General features: G+C 60.6%; 16 protein-coding genes. 7 read left to right on the top strand and 9 right to left on the bottom strand.

The genetic code is table 11. The annotated features are described in order from the left end of the window. Nucleotide 1 precedes the first annotated feature (1 nt). The 4 genes from OZ428_RS11975 to OZ428_RS11960 are packed head-to-tail and all read right to left on the bottom strand — an operon-like array spanning nt 2 to nt 2,599. Entirely contained in the window at nt 2-1,321 is a 1,320-nt protein-coding gene (locus tag OZ428_RS11975) for a sensor histidine kinase (protein WP_269133467.1), read from the bottom strand. Beyond that, nucleotides 1,318-1,986: a response regulator transcription factor gene (locus OZ428_RS11970; RefSeq protein WP_177111839.1), complete on the bottom strand. Its 669-nt coding sequence runs from the start codon at nt 1,984-1,986 to the stop codon at nt 1,318-1,320. Before OZ428_RS11970 ends, OZ428_RS11975 begins: the two co-directional genes overlap by 4 nt. Next, nucleotides 1,986-2,297 (bottom strand): PepSY domain-containing protein, encoded by a 312-nt coding sequence (locus OZ428_RS11965; protein ID WP_033899740.1) that lies wholly within the window; start codon nt 2,295-2,297, stop codon nt 1,986-1,988. The genes OZ428_RS11970 and OZ428_RS11965 overlap by 1 nt, the downstream gene beginning before the upstream one ends. Then, nucleotides 2,297-2,599 carry a PepSY domain-containing protein gene (locus OZ428_RS11960; RefSeq protein WP_269133466.1) on the bottom strand — a complete coding sequence of 101 codons (303 nt, stop codon included), beginning with the start codon at nt 2,597-2,599 and terminating at the stop codon, nt 2,297-2,299. The genes OZ428_RS11965 and OZ428_RS11960 overlap by 1 nt, the downstream gene beginning before the upstream one ends. 158 nt (nt 2,600-2,757) lie before the next feature. On the opposite strand from OZ428_RS11960, the gene OZ428_RS11955 reads away from it, so the two are divergent. The 7 genes from OZ428_RS11955 (at nt 2,758) to codA (ending at nt 9,410) form a co-directional block, all read left to right on the top strand. Beyond that, the gene (locus OZ428_RS11955) at nt 2,758-3,837 is read left to right on the top strand and encodes a patatin-like phospholipase family protein (protein ID WP_269133465.1); all 1,080 of its coding nucleotides are present in this window, start codon (nt 2,758-2,760) and stop codon (nt 3,835-3,837) included. Nucleotides 3,838-3,961: 124 nt separating this feature from the next. Then, complete coding sequence (gene queD / locus OZ428_RS11950; RefSeq protein ID WP_003190259.1) at nt 3,962-4,318, top strand: 6-carboxytetrahydropterin synthase QueD; 357 nt, start codon at nt 3,962-3,964, stop codon at nt 4,316-4,318. 93 nt (nt 4,319-4,411) lie between these two features. Beyond that, nucleotides 4,412-4,858 carry a GNAT family N-acetyltransferase gene (locus OZ428_RS11945; RefSeq protein WP_269133464.1) on the top strand — a complete coding sequence of 149 codons (447 nt, stop codon included), beginning with the start codon at nt 4,412-4,414 and terminating at the stop codon, nt 4,856-4,858. Nucleotides 4,859-4,861: 3 nt separating this feature from the next. Next, nucleotides 4,862-5,485 carry an NUDIX hydrolase gene (locus tag OZ428_RS11940; RefSeq protein WP_269133463.1) on the top strand — a complete coding sequence of 208 codons (624 nt, stop codon included), beginning with the start codon at nt 4,862-4,864 and terminating at the stop codon, nt 5,483-5,485. A gap of 191 nt (nt 5,486-5,676) precedes the next feature. Continuing rightward, nucleotides 5,677-6,945, top strand: a complete 1,269-nt coding sequence (gene codB, locus OZ428_RS11935) for a cytosine permease (protein ID WP_033899730.1) — start codon at nt 5,677-5,679, stop codon at nt 6,943-6,945. Further along, nucleotides 6,942-8,147, top strand: coding sequence for a PucR family transcriptional regulator (locus tag OZ428_RS11930; RefSeq protein WP_269133462.1), 1,206 nt, complete (start codon nt 6,942-6,944; stop codon nt 8,145-8,147). Before codB ends, OZ428_RS11930 begins: the two co-directional genes overlap by 4 nt. Before the next feature lie 27 nt (nt 8,148-8,174). Next, nucleotides 8,175-9,410, top strand: coding sequence for a cytosine deaminase (codA, locus tag OZ428_RS11925; RefSeq protein ID WP_269133461.1), 1,236 nt, complete (start codon nt 8,175-8,177; stop codon nt 9,408-9,410). Nucleotides 9,411-9,419: 9 nt separating this feature from the next. Here codA and OZ428_RS11920 read toward each other — a convergent pair whose 3' ends face one another. From OZ428_RS11920 to OZ428_RS11900, 5 genes are all read right to left on the bottom strand, one after another. Then, a complete protein-coding gene (locus tag OZ428_RS11920; RefSeq protein ID WP_269133460.1) occupies nt 9,420-11,570 on the bottom strand; it encodes a lipase family protein in 2,151 nt (716 codons plus the stop codon). Between the two features lie 14 nt (nt 11,571-11,584). Next, nucleotides 11,585-12,361 (bottom strand): hypothetical protein, encoded by a 777-nt coding sequence (locus tag OZ428_RS11915; protein WP_269133459.1) that lies wholly within the window; start codon nt 12,359-12,361, stop codon nt 11,585-11,587. Then, entirely contained in the window at nt 12,354-13,190 is an 837-nt protein-coding gene (locus tag OZ428_RS11910) for a DUF4123 domain-containing protein (protein WP_269133458.1), read from the bottom strand. Before OZ428_RS11910 ends, OZ428_RS11915 begins: the two co-directional genes overlap by 8 nt. Further along, on the bottom strand, nt 13,190-15,208 hold the full coding sequence (gene tssI / locus OZ428_RS11905) for a type VI secretion system tip protein TssI/VgrG (RefSeq protein ID WP_269133457.1): 2,019 nt from the start codon (nt 15,206-15,208) through the stop codon (nt 13,190-13,192). Before tssI ends, OZ428_RS11910 begins: the two co-directional genes overlap by 1 nt. Nucleotides 15,209-15,534: 326 nt before the next feature. Continuing rightward, nucleotides 15,535-16,509, bottom strand: coding sequence for a diaminopimelate epimerase (locus OZ428_RS11900; protein WP_269133456.1), 975 nt, complete (start codon nt 16,507-16,509; stop codon nt 15,535-15,537). Between the last annotated feature and the right edge of the window lie 12 nt (nt 16,510-16,521).

The following is a 16,521-nucleotide window of genomic DNA, read 5'->3' as shown; positions in this document are numbered from 1 at the left end:
CTTATCCCTGGCGCTTCGGCAATTCGATCAGCACTTTCAGCCCGCCCAAGTCGCTTTCCTGCAACTGCAGCACCCCGCCCCACACCTCGACGATATCCCGCACGATCCCCAGCCCCAGGCCATGACCATGGATCTGTTCATCCAGGCGCGTGCCACGGCTGAAGACCTGGTCACGCTGGGTTTCAGGAATGCCGGGGCCGTCATCTTCTACCGCCAACAAGTAGCTGTGCTCAGCCTCGGTAACGGTCAAGCGCACCTCGGCATCCGCCCATTTGCAGGCGTTATCCAATAGATTGCCGAGCAACTCCAAGAGGTCTTCTCGGTCCCAGGGCAGCTGCAAGCCGGGCGCGGCGTGGTAGCTCAGGTCCAGGTGTTCACCGTGGATCATGTTGAGGGTGGCGAGCAAGCCGGGCAGTTCTTTTTCGCAATCAAACAGCGCGCCTGGCAGGGTTTCCCCGGCCAGGCGAGCGCGGTTGAGCTCGCGGTTGAGACGGTGTTGCACCTGCTCCAAGTGATCGCGCAACAGCTTGCTCAGCTCGGGATGATCCTTCAGCGCATCGCTCGACGCAGCGCTCAACAGCACCGCCAGCGGGGTCTTGAGGGCGTGACCGAGGTTGCCCAGGGCATTGCGTGAACGCTTGAGGCTGTCTTCGGTGTGAGCCAGCAGGTGATTGATCTGCGCCACCAACGGCTCCAGCTCCTGCGGCACCTGGGTGTCGAGTTGTGAACGCTGGCCCTGTTGCAGTTGGGCGATCTGGTTACGCGCGGTTTCCAGCGGGCGCAAGGCGCGGCGCACGGTGATCCGTTGCAGGATCAGCACCAGCAGCAGCGCCGCCAGCCCCAGCACCAGACCGATCTGACGCATCAGGCGGAAGCTTTCCCGCACGGGCGTGTAGTCCTGGGCCACGCTGATGGAGATTGGTTGGCCGAAGCGTTTGTAGTCCTCGCGCAACACCAACAATTGCTGGCCTTCCGGCCCCAGTTGCAGGTTGCCCTTGAGTCCCGCCTCGGGAAGATGCGGCAGGTCCTGGTCCCACAACGAGCGGGAGCGCCAATGCTTATCGGCAAAATCAATACGGAAATAGTGCCCCGAAAACGGCCGTTGATAGGCCGGCGACAGGCGTTTCTCATGCAGTTGCAAACCTTCAGGACCCCGTACCAACGCCACCAACAAGCTCTCGCTGTCGTTGCGCAAGCCGGCTTCCAGATAGCGCTGCAACCCCGTTTCGAATAACCACAGGCTGGTTTGCGCCAGCGCTACGCCGACGACCACCATCACGCTGACCAGGCCCAGGCTCAGGCGCCGTTGGATCGACCTCATGCGCCGCTGGCGCCAAACCGGTAACCCTGGCCGCGCCGGGTCTCGATCACACTGCGGCCCAGCTTGCGACGCAGGTGGTTGACGTGGACTTCCAGCACATTGGAGTCGCGCTCGGTTTCGCCGTCATACAGATGCTCGGCCAGGTGGCTTTTCGACAGGATCTGTTCGGGGTGCAACATGAAGTAGCGCAACAGACGGAATTCGGCGGCGGTCAGCTGGATCTCTGCGCCATCGCGCAGCACGCACTGGCGGCCTTCATCCAGGTGCAGGCCGGCGGCCTGCAGGGTCGGTTGATTCGCATGACCGTGGGAGCGGCGCAACAGCGCCTGGATGCGCAGGTGCAATTCCTCGGGGTGAAAGGGTTTGCTCAGGTAATCATCGGCGCCCGCCTTAAGCCCTTCAATGCGCTCGGCCCAGGAATCGCGAGCCGTGAGGATCAGCACCGGGATGGCCAGCGCGGCGGCACGCCATTGCGCCAGTACCTCAAGCCCAGGCAAACCCGGCAGGCCCAGGTCAAGAATGATCAGGTCATAGGGTTCGCTGCGCCCCTGGTACGCGGCGTCGCGACCATCGGCGAGCCAGTCGACGGCATAACCCTGGCGTTGCAGCCCGGCCAGCAATTCATCGGCCAGGGGAACGTTGTCTTCCACCAAGAGCAGGCGCATCAGTCTTCCTCGTCTTTGATCAGCACACCCGTGGATGCGTCCAGCTTGATCTCGCGCACCACGCCGTCGGCGGTGACCAGTTCCACTTCATAAGCATATTTGCCATGTTTTTTTTCAAGCTCGGCCTCCAGCAGACGCGAACCGGGATGACGCCCCATGGCCTGCTCCAGCAACTGCTCCAACGGCAAGATGATCCCCTGCTGGCGCAGTGCCAAGGCCTCGTCCTGATCAAGATCGCGGGCCGCCAGGCTTGAGCAAAAAACCAGGAGCACCAACGCCACTCGACTGCCGGTGTTTAAATTTACCTTCATTACGTTTCCTGATGATTCTTGAGAACCTGCCCAGTGAGCGCGTCCAATTCAATCTCCCACTCGATGCCGTTGGTGTCTTCCAGTTCAACTTGGTACAGGTACTTGCCGTACTCCTCGTCCAGATCGGTATCCAGCAGCGTCGAACCGGGATGCAGGGCCAGGGCCGTGGCTTCCAGTTGATCAAAGGCGATAATAGTAACAGTGGCAGGCACTTTCAGTGGCTTGTCGGGGTCCACGGCTCGGGCCTGGGTCGCCGTGAGGACGATGATACCGGCGGCGACCAGCACTGTGAGGCGCTTCATGGAGAGTCTCCGTTTCAAGATTTTTCCTACGTCCGCCACCGTACCGTCTGCAACTTAACTGAAACTGAATTGCCACCATGGCAATTTCCCACAAGCCTCTTCACCCATCGCCGTGAGAGATTTCCTATACTGCCCCGCTCGTTGCATGAGAGACCGGAATGACAGCCATCCACATCAAGTTTCCCGCCCTGACCCTCAAGGCCGGCAAACGCGCCTTTGCCCGCATTCGCGAGCAAGGCCTCACGCCGGCCGACGTCGGCATCCTGCCCGGCGCGGCCGGCGGCCCCAAGGCATTGGGTATCCAGGGCCTGGACCTGGCGCTGTTCGGTGAATGGCTACCCCGCGCGCCACGGGAACGGGCGCTGGTCGGCGCGTCCATCGGCTCCTGGCGGTTTGCCAGTGCGTGCCTGCCCGACCCGGTGCAAGGCCTGCTGGACCTCGGTCGCCTGTACAACGAACAACGCTTTGCCAAGGGCGTGACCATGGCCGAGGTCAGCCAGAGCTGCCAGCGCATGCTCGACGACCTGCTGGCCGGTCGCGATGCGCGGGTGCTGGACAACCCGAACTATCGCCTGAACATCATGGTGGTCAAGAGCCACGGCCTGCTCGCTGATGACCACCGTGGGCGCCTGGGGCTGGGCCTGTCGTCAGTCATTGCCGACAACCTGCGCGGCCGCGCGCGGCTGTCGCGGCACTTTGAACGGCTGATCATCCACGACCCACGCCAGGCGCCACCGGTGCATCCCCTAAAGGATTTCCCCTCGCGCTTCCTGGCATTGGAACTGGGCAACCTGCGCCAGGCCCTGCTGGCCTCGGGCTCCATCCCCATGGTGATGCAAGGCGTGCGCGACCTGCCGGGTGCAGGCGCCGGCACCTACCGCGACGGTGGCCTGTTGGACTATCACCTCGACCTGCCTTACCACGGCGACGACATCGTGTTGTACCCGCACTTCACCGATCGGGTCATCCCCGGCTGGTTCGACAAGGGCCTGCCATGGCGGCGCAGCAACCCACAGGGTTTGCAGGATGTATTGCTGCTGGCGCCGTCCAAGGACTACCTCGCCCGCCTGCCCCACGGCAAACTGCCAGACCGCAGCGACTTCAAGCGCTTCATGGGCGACGACCCAAGCCGTAACAAGTACTGGCAGACCGCGATGAGCGAGAGCCAGCGGCTAGGCGATGAGTTTCTGGAACTGGCGGATAACGGCCAATTGGGCGAGAGACTACAGCCCCTGTAGCCGCTGGCCACATGCAATCTATCATTCGCCAGCAAGCCGATGCCTACAGAGGGACGGTATGCGCGGCAAGGGCTCAAGCTGTTAAACTCGCCGCCTGCCAGACACCGACCGAGCTGAAAACACTGTGGAAATCTTCAAAGAATTTACCTTCGAGTCCGCCCACCGCCTGCCCCACGTACCGGAAGGCCACAAATGCGGGCGCCTGCATGGGCATTCGTTCAAGGTGGCGATCCACCTGAGCGGCGACCTGGATCCCCATACCGGCTGGATTCGCGACTTCTCGGAGATCAAGGCGATTTTCAAGCCGCTCTATGAACGCCTCGACCACAACTACCTCAATGACATCCCAGGCCTGGAAAACCCCACCAGCGAAGTGCTGGCCAAGTGGATCTGGAACGAGTTGAAGCCCCTGCTGCCTGAGCTCAGTGCAATTCGTATCCACGAAACCTGCACCAGCGGTTGCATCTATCGCGGCGAGTAAACCTGCGATGTGAAAAAACCACCCTGCGCGGTGGTTTTTTTGTACCCGCCTCCCTTACAGTCGTGGCTTCCTGCCCGCAAGGAGACCACTGCAATGATGCGCCCCGCCACTGCTGCTGATGTTGCTGCCATTGAGGCTATCGCCCAGGCCGCCTACTCGCCGTACATCGAACGGATCGGCCGCAAGCCCGGCCCGATGCTGGAGGATTACCGCCAGTGGGTGCAGGCCGGTGGCGTACATGTGCTGGAAAATGCCGGGAACGTTCAGGGTTTTATTATCCTGCTGGATGATGGCAACGCGCTGTTGCTGGATAACCTGGCGATTGCCCCAGAAGCCCAAGGGCTGGGCTTTGGGCGATTGCTGATGGACTTTGCCGAGCACCAGGCGCTCGATGCCGGCTTCATGGCCATTCGCCTATACACCAACGAAGCCATGACCGAGAACATCACGCTGTACACCCGTCGAGGCTATGTCGAGACCCACCGGGCCGAAGAACACGGCCTGCGCCGGGTGTACATGACCAAACAACTCGCGGAGTAACCCATGGAAAACACTTGGCTGGCCCAGGCCAAACGCCTGCAGGCGCTGGCGTCCACGGGGCTGCACTTTTGCACCGATGATTTCGAGCGCGAGCGCCTGGAAGAGATTGCCGAGATTGCCCACAGCATGCTCGCGCAGTTGGGCAATGTGCCCTTGGAGCGCATCACCGGGTTGGTTACGGACTTCGCCAAACGCTACTCGACGCCGATGATCGATGTGCGCGGTGCGGTCATCCAAGGCGATCGGATTCTGTTGGTACGGGAGTTGACCGACGGCTGCTGGGCGTTGCCGGGTGGTTACGCGGATATCGGCTTGTCGGCGGCGGAAAACATCGTCAAGGAGATTCGCGAAGAAGCCGGGCTGACGGTGACCGCGCGGGCCCTGTACAGCGTGACGCACAAGGCCAAGGGCTTGTATCGACCGGATGTGCGCGACTTCTACAAGCTGTACTTCCTCTGTGAACCGGTAGACCAGTCGGCGCCGATGGCGGGGTTCGAGACCACCGAAGTGGGCTTTTTTCGCCTGGATAAGCTGCCACCACTGTCCCGCGGGCGCACCATCGAAAGTGACCTGGAAGCCGCATTCGCCTTCCATCGTGGCGAGACCACCCAGACGCTGTTCGACTGATCCAATTTGTATCACTGCTGCACCGCTTTCGTGCCTGATTGGGCACAGCGAACACTCCTTCCAGCGTTTCTCCCCGGTTTGGCTATAAATACTGTGCACGCTGCACAGCGCCCGTCGTGCGCATATCACTGCCGCCGGTTTGGCACGCGCGGTGCAATAGGCCTGCGTCACTCATTCAGGGAGCAAGGCACATGACGCAGCAAGAACCGGGCAATGATTACCCCCTCAGCGAAGTCCCGATGCATGCGCGCAAAGGCCTGGCGTCTACCGCCATGGTGCTGCTGGGCTTTACCTTTTTTACCGCGACCATGTTTGCCGGCGGCAAACTGGGTGTGGCGTTCAGTTTTACCGACATGCTTGGCGTCGTAGCCTTGGGTAACCTGCTACTGGGTATTTACGCCGCAGGCCTGGGTTACATTGCCTTCAAGAGCGGGCTGAATTCGGTGTTGATGGGGCGCTTCTGCTTTGGCGAAGTGGGCAGCAAGCTCAGTGACTTGATCCTCGGTTTCACCCAGATCGGCTGGTACGCCTGGGGCACCGCCACGGCCGCCGTGGTGCTGGGCAAGTATTTCGAGCTGGGCCAGGGCAGCGTCCTTGCGTTGATGGTGCTATTCGGCCTGGTGTTCTGCGCCACGGCATACATTGGCTATCGCGGGCTGGAGATCTTGTCCTACATCGCGGTGCCGGCCATGGGCATCCTGTTGTTTCTGTCGATGTGGGTGGCCACGGTCAAAGTCGGCGGGCTGGATGGGCTGCTGGCGGTGGTGCCGACCGGTGAACTGGACTTGTCCACGGCGATCACCCTGGTGTTCGGCACCTTTGTCAGCGGCGCGACCCAGGCCACCAACTGGACGCGTTTTTCGCGTTCCGCCAAGGTGGCCGTGCTGGCCAGCCTGATCGGTTTCTTTATCGGCAACGGTTTGATGGTGCTGATCGGCGCCTACGGTGCCATCGTCTATCAGCAACCGGATGTGGTCGAAGTATTGCTGCTGCAAGGCTTCGCCATGGCGGCGATGGCCATGTTGCTGCTCAACATCTGGAGCACCCAGGACAACACCATCTACAACTTCGCGGTGGCCGGCTGCAACCTGCTGCGCACCAAACGCCGCAAGACCGTGACCCTGGCCGGCGCGGTGATCGGCACGCTGCTGGCGTTGCTTGGCATGTACGACATGCTGGTGCCGTACTTGATTCTACTGGGCACGGTGATTCCGCCGATTGGCGGGGTGATCATGGCGGACTTCTTCTATCGCTATCGCGGCCACTACCCGCGCCTGGCGGATGCGCGTCTGCCGGCGTTCAACTGGCCGGGGCTGGTGGCCTATGGGGTGGGCACGGTGCTAGCGTTCAACTCGCCTTGGGTCGCTCCATTGGTGGGTATCGTGGCCGCGTCGTTGACCTACATCGTGCTCACCGCCGTACTTCGCGTGCGTGCGCCCTTGGCTGACGCCCAGGCATGAGCCTGACCCTCGCCGATGTGCTGGCCCTGCCGGGTCTGGAATCCATGCACCTGCGTGCCGGCGCCGCTGGCCTGGATAATCGCGTGCGTTGGCCCTATGTGGCGGAAAACAGCGGGATCGCCGAGTGGGTGTTGGGAGGTGAGTTGGTGTTCGTCACCGGGATCAATCACCCACGCGACGAAACCAACCTGCTGCAACTGCTGGAGGAAGCCTGCGAACGTCAGGTGGCCGGACTGGTGATTCTGACGGGGCCCGCTTATATCCAGGCGATTCCCCAGCGTTTGCTCGACGCCGCCGAAGCCGCCGGCATGCCGCTGATCGAACAGCCCTATTCGTTGAAAATGGTGCTGGTGACCCAAGCCATTGGCTCGGCGCTGATCCAGTCCGAGCAGTTGGGACGCTCGCGGCATGATGTGCTGGAGCGCTTGCTGATCGGCGATTACCAATCCCTGGATCTTTTGTTGCACCGGGCCACGCAGTTGGGCATGTCGTTGGCCAGGCATTGGCAGGTGGTTCAACTGCAACTGGAAGGCAGTGAGTTGCTGTTTGCCCAGGGTGATGCGGCTTCTGTGGAGGTGCAATTGGCCCGCCAACATGACGGCATCAGCCGCCGCTTGCGTCAACTCTCGATAGGTTTACCGGTACTGGGGCGAGCCGGGCAATGGACGATGCTGCTCCCGGCTCCGGATGCTGTCGCAGCATTGGCTAACCGCCAGCAATTGGCCAACTGGCTCAACCCATTGAACCTGCGCCTGGCACCGCTCAAATTGTTTATCGGCCTGAGCGCCGCCGCTCACCCACCGGCACGCCTGGCCCAGGGGCAGGATGAGGCCCGCCAGGCGCTGGCGGCTGCACGACGCTTCAGCGAACGCGCCGGGTTATGCGTGTACGACGAACTGGGCGTACTCAAATTGCTCAGCGGCGTGCGTGATCGCGCCCTGCTCGACCAATTCCTGAATGAACGCCTGGGCCCATTGCTGCGCCACGACCTGCACCACGGCCCCAGCCTGATGCCCACCCTGGAAGCCTGGTTCCATGAGAATGGTAACCTTGTGGCCGCCGCCCAGCGGCTGGCCGTGCACCGCAACACCCTGACGCACCGCGTCCAGCGCATCGAAGCCCTGTGCGGGCTGACGCTGGATAATGCTTATGATCGCCTGGACATCGGTATCGCGCTGATGATCTGGCGACTGTCCGCCTGATTGTTTTTAGCCAAGAGGAACTTGCCCATGCACATCATCAACGCCCGCCTGCGCAACCGTGAAGGCCTGCATGATCTGCACCTGGAACATGGCCGGATCGCCAGTATCACATTGCAATCGGGGTCAACGATTGCGGCGGCCGACGACCTGGACGCCGCCGGTAACCTGGTGACTCCACCCTTTGTCGAACCGCATATCCATCTCGACGCCACCCTGACCGCTGGCGAACCGCGCTGGAACATGAGCGGCACCCTGTTCGAAGGCATCGAGTGCTGGGGCGAACGCAAAGCCACCATCACCCACCAAGACACCAAGACCCGCGCCAAGAAGACGATCCAGGCCCTCGCCGCCCACGGGATCCAGCATGTGCGCACCCACGTTGACGTCACCGACCCGGACCTCACCGCGCTCAAGGCCATGCTGCAAGTGCGTGAAGAAAGCACGCACCTGATCGACCTGCAGATCGTCGCATTCCCCCAGGAAGGCATAGAGTCCTATCGCAACGGCCGCGAACTGATGGAAGAAGCCATCCGCCTGGGCGCCGACGTGATCGGCGGCATCCCCCACTTTGAATACACCCGCGACCAGGGCGTGAGTTCGGTGAAGTTCCTGATGGACCTGGCCGAACGTACCGGCTGCCTGGTGGACGTGCATTGCGACGAAACCGACGATCCGCACTCGCGCTTTCTCGAAGTGCTGGCCGAAGAAGCTCGCAGCCGCGACATGGGTGCCCGCGTCACCGCCAGCCACACCACGGCCATGGGCTCCTATGACAACGCCTACTGCGCCAAACTCTTCCGTCTGCTGGGGCACTCGGGGATCAGCTTCGTCTCTTGCCCCACCGAGAGCATTCACCTGCAAGGCCGCTTCGACAGCTTCCCGAAACGCCGTGGTGTCACCCGGGTCAATGAACTGCTGGAAGCTGGCATGAACGTGTGTTTCGGCCAGGACTCCATCGTCGATCCCTGGTATCCCCTGGGCAACGGCAACATCCTGCGGGTATTGGAAGCCGGTTTGCACATCTGCCACATGCTCGGCTACCGCAACCTGCAAAGCGCCTTGGACTTGGTGACCGACAACAGCGCCAAGGCCATGGCCCTCGGTGAGCGTTACGGCCTGGAGCCCGGCCGGCCAGCCAACCTGTTGATCCTCTCGGCGGACAGCGACTACGAGGTCATTCGCAGCCAGGGCTTGCCGCTGTACTCGATCCGCAACGGCAAGGTGTTGATGAAGCGTCAGCCGGCGCAGGTGGAGTTTGTGTAAACGCCAGGCTCAGACGATCGAGTCGATATCCAGCGTTTGCGCCCTCCCCCATTCGTGATGCAACGCGGGAGGAATGCGGGCGACTTGCGACAGTTCACGGTTTTCACGGTGGCTGAACCAGCGCTTGAGGCTGGGCTGCAAGTGGGCGCTATGAGCCTGGCTGCCGTAGACATCACGGGCTTCCAGGCGTCGCCAACGTAGGGTCGCAAGGCGCTCACGGCTGGTGTGCAAGCGGTCGATCTCGCTGTTCAAGGCATCATGATGTTCATAGCCCCGATCGTTGGCGGGCCTGAGACGGGCCAGCTCCCGACGCTTGTTGCGCAGTTGCTCGCGCATGGTTTCAAGTGCCAGGTCGAGCAACTCGAACTCTCTTGGCGTGACCAACGGGCCGTTGCTTTCCTGGGTTTGTTGCCAGCGACGGAGCGTCGCCCAGGCCGCCGGGATGTAGCTGGCGGTCATGAAGTGCTGGTTGGCCTGGAACAGCTGTTTCAGCAGGTTATCCCGCTCGGGCATATCGCCATGGAGTTGCAAGGCTCGGTTGCAACCCGCCTCCTGGATGGACTCACAACCGGGCTTCCATAACACCGAAGACTGTGTGTCATCTGGCAGCATGATCGGCATGAAGTGGTGTTGTTCGCCGTGGTGTTGGTAAGGGTTTCCACCCAAACGCACCAAACCGGCGGCGAACAGCAGGCCGCCCGACGCGGGGGTGCTGAACAGGGTGATGGCGCCGGGGATCCAGAGTTTGGCGGTAGTGTTCATCCACGGGGCCGGAACACTGGGGACGGGGTCGTTGTGATTGACGATGCGATGGTGGACCAGGGTTGAGGCGCCCTCGGTAAATTCGGAGTCGGCGGCACGGGGGGCGCCGTAGGTGTAGAGGAGGATGTTGTAGGTGCCCTCGGGTGCCCGGCGCAATCCTTCCGCCAGCAGCAAGGCGATTGCGCCGCCCAGGCTGTGGCCGCAGATGATGATTCGTTGGCCGGTGTGGAATTGGTCGAGGTAGCTCAGCACGAAATTGCGCATTGCACGGTAAGCTTGGTAGAAACCTTCATGTGCCTTGCCGACACCTTCCACAAAAGCTACCTGATGGGCGTTTGCATCGCGCATCCCATCTGCGGCGCTGGCGGTGCCACGCACCGCGATCAGGATTACGTCATCGTGATGGGTGATAAACGCCTGGGTATCCGTACCAAATTTGTCATCATCGAAAAAATGCAAGTTCGCCGGATGCTCCTGTTTCTCCCCCAGCTCGGGTTGGTTTTGTGGATACAGTTCTGGATCGAAGGGCAGGATCTCAAATCGCTGGGAGTAAGGGACCTCTTCGTAAATGGGGTAGAAACGCTTCACTTGCTCTGCATCAAATCGCCAACCCTCGTGGTAACCCGAGAGCTGTTCGGCAAATAGATGACCGACGCTGGGATCAAGGGGGAACCGAACTTGGTCCTGGGGTTTTCTAGGTGGCTCTTGGCCGAAGTTGCAATAACTCAAGGTGGCCATCAATGCCAACTGATAAAGGTTCAAGGCGCAGAAACCGTCTTCGATTGAAAGCATCGGCCGGAAGGCTCGCAGTGGCCGGACCTCCAAAGCAGTGTGGTTGTTGGGAAACAACACGACGCCTGCCAAGTTTGATTGGGGCGGTCCAAACCCCAAGTCACCCATCATTTTTAATGCATGCCGCTGGGGTTGATGACTCCGAGGCGCAATCGGTGGCAAGTGGGCGACATGACGGACTAAATCACGCACTTCGACCTGATAGAACCGGTTGGCCTTTTGCTGAGCAGGATTACTTTCGAGGCGCCGCCCATCAGAGGCGGCAAACCGCGTCTGCTCAGCCCGAGCCTGAAGCTCGGTAATAGGGAGCTTGTAGGTGGAGCGCTCCATCAGCCATTGATATGGCTGCGCTGCGCCGGAATACAGGTCATCAAAAACAAGTACCACGGGCCCACAATATATATCCTGCAGCTTGGCAAACCCTTCTCCATTGAGCCTGCCCTTGTATTGCTGCCCTGCACTATCGTAGACCGTATAAGGCAGGCCACCGTACGCCGTTCCCACGCCCACTTCATCGACGAGGCAAAAGCTCACCCAATGCCCGCGCAATGCACAGGCCGGCTTGCTATCACTGAAAAAAGACTGCTTCCTTGCATCCAGCTTCATGGCCTTGCTCCTTGTCATTTACACGATGGATAGACATCACAAACGCGACCATCCGGCATTTTTATAGGTTTAAAGTCGGAGGTGTTGCCGTTACAAAACGCATAAAGGTCCTCAAAGCTTTTACCTCTACAACGCTTCCAGCCGCCTGGCACGACTACCCAGTTATCACCAACAGCCGGTTCTTCCCGATCAGTGACTGTCAACACCAACCTGAGCGTTTTCCCCGCTAACTGATCACGCTGAGCGGCACCCCCTGCCACGGACTTCTGCAACTCTCCCATTGCACTCATCGAGCGACATTGCAGGAGTTTCCTGATCGCATGAAACGGCCCCACCGTCCTGAACCGCCAATGACATTGCCCAACCAATTCCTGGACACCCGACTCAGGCATTCCAGATTGATCATCCCCGCGATCTCGAATGGCGATACCTGCACGATCTCCACCTACGTCCGTATCACGCGTTCCCCACTTCGCATAAAACTCAAACTCCAGACTTCGCAGTACCGAAGGGCAGCCCTCGATTTTTTCGCTCAGCGGCAACTCATATCTCACCCGACTTGCCAGAGGTTGGTAGTCGGTAAAAAAGACTTTCCGCTCAGGCCTCTTTCCTCGACGTCGCGGCAACGTGCAGATTTCACCCGTAGCGGGCAAATAATTTGCGGCAGTTTTAAGCTCAAACTCCGCCGGCAGATCCACCTCCAGCGTAAAGCTATCAACCGGCTTGCCCGCACACCCTGTCAGCCCCAGCATCCCCACCACACCCCATACACCTAGGCTTCTTTTATTCATCCTTTCCTTCCATTGTTCGCCACTGCTCCACCACCCGCTCAAAGTGATCCGCCGGTGCTTCCCCAACCAGAGGTTGCCACCGAATGACACTGCTTCGGGTGGCCTCCTCCAACCGTCGTACCACCAGAAACTCCAATCGCTCCGGCCCCCGCCATTGCCAGGCACGTGCCTGCTCCAACACTTGGCTCAGCCAGATTTTCGGGTCCTGGAATTCCACCAATGCGACCAGGTCTTCGCTGTGTTCGGCCAACAGATAACGCAGGATATTGGCGTGCAGGATCGCTTCGGCGTTTGGGTTGGGTGTGTTCAGCCAAGGGACCGGATCAGGCAGCGGATACTCGCCGGGAGCAGGGTTATGAGCCATTCGCCAGCGGTCTTCGTGCCAGTAACATAGGCTGATCAAGGGGCCGAGGAATACCGGCCAGTGCTCAGGACATAGATAGTCCAGCGCACGCGCCAGGGTACGGTTGTCGTGAAAGCGGTACAGTGATTGCTCGCCCTCCGGCCCCGTCAGCAAACGGTCGCGCCAGTGCCGGGTCACGCTTGTCAGGTCTTCGCTTGGCAAGCTGCCCAGCCAGCCCCAGTGACCCTCGGGCTGTTGCAAGAGGTCTCGTAATACAGGCTCGCTCATCTGCTTCAGCAGCAGGATGACGGGACCTTCCATCATGAGTTCCGCCAGCACAGTCTCGCCATAGAAGCTGCGGTAGTCCGACAAACTGCGCACCGCCAGCAGCGGCTCGCGCGCGGCACTCTGCCCGTCGAGGATCAAACACAGGTGCCTCCCTGCCTGCTGTTGTTGGGCCATCCATTGGCCTGGCATGTCCTGCATCAGGCAGCCCTCCCCGGCAGATCACAGAGGCCTTCACGGCAGCGTTCGCACACTGGGCAGTAGTCCGCCCCCAGTTGTCGGGCCAGGTTCATGGTCGAGCCTTGTACCTTGGAGACCTCTGGCGCACCGGCCATTCTCAAGGCAATCGCCAACGGGGTCGTAGACGGTCCCCCCCCAAGGGCTATGGGACGACTGCTGAAAATGCCACCGGCCTGGATGACCAGATGCTCGCCACCTGCCTTGAGGCTCAGTTGCGCACCGGCATCGATCACCAGGCTGGCACCGGACTTGAGGTGAAGTTGCTGCCCAGCCTCGATGACCAGGGTCCGCGCCACCTGGGTCCGACTATCGCCTTGTACATCAAGGTAGTCGTTGGCCTTGAGCACCACTTTGCGGTCGCCGGTGACGTGGCGATGCTCTTCGCTTTCCAAGTGAGCCGTGCTCAAGCCATGGATGACTTCTCGCCGCTCCCCCACGACCTCCAACCGACTGTCACGGCCGACCCTTTGCTCCAGGTCTCGCTGCGCACGCAGGTAGACAAGCTCCTCGCCACGACGGTCTTCCAGGTACACCTCGTTGGCGCCTTCCCCCCCAAGGGAACTGCGGCTGCGCAAAACGCTACGGGTCTTGTGTTGCGGCAAGGGATAGGACGGCCGGTGCAACGCATTCGGCAGGCAGCCGTTGATCAACGGGCGATCGGGATCCCCGTCCAGGAAGGTCACCAACACCTCCATGCCCACACGCGGGATCATCGTTGCGCCAAACCCGTCACCGGCCCACCCGGACGCCACCCGCACCCAGCAGCTGCTTTTATCATCCGCCTTGTCCCGGCGGTCCCAGTGAAAGCGCACCTTCACCCGGCCGTAAGCGTCGCAATGCACGTCCTCACCGGCCGGACCGGTCACGGTTGCAGTCTGGCTGCCATTGATGGTCGGCTTGGGATGCCTGAGAGACGGCCGATGCACGGCCTGCCAAGGTGTTGCGGTAAAGCGATTGCGATAGCCGTGGAACCCGTCGGTTGCCGGTGTTGCTTCCTCCAGCACCTGGGGTTGATAACCCTCATGACGCACCGACGTGATCAGCCACAGGTCGTTGCAGGATGGATCGGGATGATCTCGTATCTCAAGGAAGTGCCCACTGCGCAGCACTGGCTGATCACTCTTGCCCAATGCCCGATGCCGGTCGCGCTGGTGACGCTCCAGGCCCCGCTGCGCCAATTGCTTGCCACGGGTATGACCGGTGAATCCTGCCGGGTACTGATAGTCCTCAAGGGGGAGCGTCGACGCGACACCCGCGCTGTCGTGCAGATGGAAGGAAGGATGTTCGAAGTCGTAATCACGGCGCACGGTCTTTTGGCTACGGATGCCCAGACGTACGTCGAAACGCTGGATGACCGGTGTATCAGCTTGCGGCCCGCCAGGCGCGCAGTAGCGTTGCACGGGTAAGCGGCGAAACACGGTCTGGTCATCGCCAAACACCAACAGATGAGTGTCCGCGCTGTGACGGAAATGGTAGTGAATGCCCTCTTCTTCACACAGCCGCTGGATGAAGTGAAGATCACTCTCGGCATACTGAACACAGAACGTTCGCGGCGGATAAACCACGGGGCCAAGCTCAAAGGCGTAAGCATCTGCCAGGATGCCATGCTGCTCAAGGACCTCTGCGATGATCTGTGGCACGCTGCGCTGCTGGAAAATCCTCTGATTGCGCCGGTGCGCAAGGTAAGCCAGGCGAGGCGCCAGGGTCAGGTGGTAGCGAGTGATGCGTCGGCCTGGGTCATCACGGCCAACAGCGTAGATCAGCCCATGCAGGCCCCCGCTCATTTCGCCGAAATCCAGGTAGGCGGGTTGGTGGAGCAGCGCCTCCAGGTCAAGGGAAGGGTTTTCAGTGACCACCTCTATGTGGATGAAAAACGGTTGGTCGAGGATTTCACTGCCTTTGAATGCCAGGACTTGCAAGTCGGTATTGATAGGTGGAAGAACCAGATTGAAACGTGACGAAACAAACGCGTTAACCATCCGTTGTTACCCGCCGTTAATAGATGAACACCCTGAGATACTTCTTCTCGACAACTATGCACAACCATGGAAAAACCATGAAATTAGTTACCGAGAAAAAGTGCCGGAACGTCTCAAAGCTTAGTCATTTCAAGCAGAAATCGGCTATTTAAAAATAAAAAAGAAGTTTCGTACGATCAAGTTGGAAGTATCTTTTACAAAATAATAAAACGAGCCAGTGCACCATTCCTTAATAGCAAGAAATGCCCTACAACAAATTACTCCAACAGAACTAACTAACATAGAAACGGCTGACACTGGTTCACAGTGTCAGCCGTTAAACAACGTCATGTTTGCAGCTGCGCGGCACCGAACAGACTGACGCTCAGCAACGTTTTGCCCTGAGCGTGCAAGCGAACCGGCGCAATGCCACCTGGCATCACCACCGCAACCTCCCCGCTCTCAACCCAGCCCGCCCGCCATGCCGCACACGCCACCGCACTGGCGCTGGTTCCGGAAGACGCGGTGGGCCCTTCCCCCCGCTCGAACACGCGTGCGATGACTCGATTGCCGGCTTGGCGCGCCGCCCATTGCAGATTGATCCCTGCCGCACAGGGCCGACCACCGCCTGCAGGGGGCGCAAATGCAATCGCCTTCAACGGCTCGTAAAGCGCGGGTTGCTGCATCCTCAGGTTGTCCGGCAATGCCGAGACCTGCTCGACCAGCGTTACGCAATGGGGGTTGCCCACCCGCACAAATTGGCTGGTTGACCACTGCAGGTCGACCGCCGCCAACTCGCTCACATGACTCCGCTCAGTTTCATCCACACCCGTCTGCGCGCCCACCGCCGCCGGCCCGAAAGTGGGTAACCCCAATTCAAGCCAGAACCCCGCAACCTGTTCACGGACTGCCGGCTCAACCCGTGTGGACACCGGTGATACTGCGTCAGATTTATCGTGGTGCACCCGCAACTCACAGGCCCCACTCATCAGGGCCTGGTCGGTGAGTGCCTGGGCAAAAATCGTCAGGCCGTTGCCACTACGCTCGGCCAGGGAACCGTCGGTGTTGACGATCAGCAGGTCAAATGGCGGCTCGGCCTGGAACGGCCCGACCAGCAAGCCATCACAGCGATGAGCCTTGGCACCGGCCGGACGGGGTAGCGAGCCCCAACTGCATTCGGCGGCGATGGCTGACGATGTCCAGTTGCTGCGGGTACGCGCAGCCAGCGCGGCGCGCTCGGGTACCGCAATGCCCGCGTCTCTCAACGAGGCCGGGCTGACCACGCCATAGATATTGCCGCGGGCGTCGTAGAACAGTGCCATGAGGTCATCCAC

It is taken from the genome of Pseudomonas sp. GXZC (assembly GCF_026967615.1).
Taxonomy (GTDB): Bacteria; Pseudomonadota; Gammaproteobacteria; order Pseudomonadales; family Pseudomonadaceae; genus Aquipseudomonas; species Aquipseudomonas azotoformans_A.
Note: the sequence above shows the minus strand (reverse complement) of the source record. Positions and strands in the feature narration are given on the sequence as shown.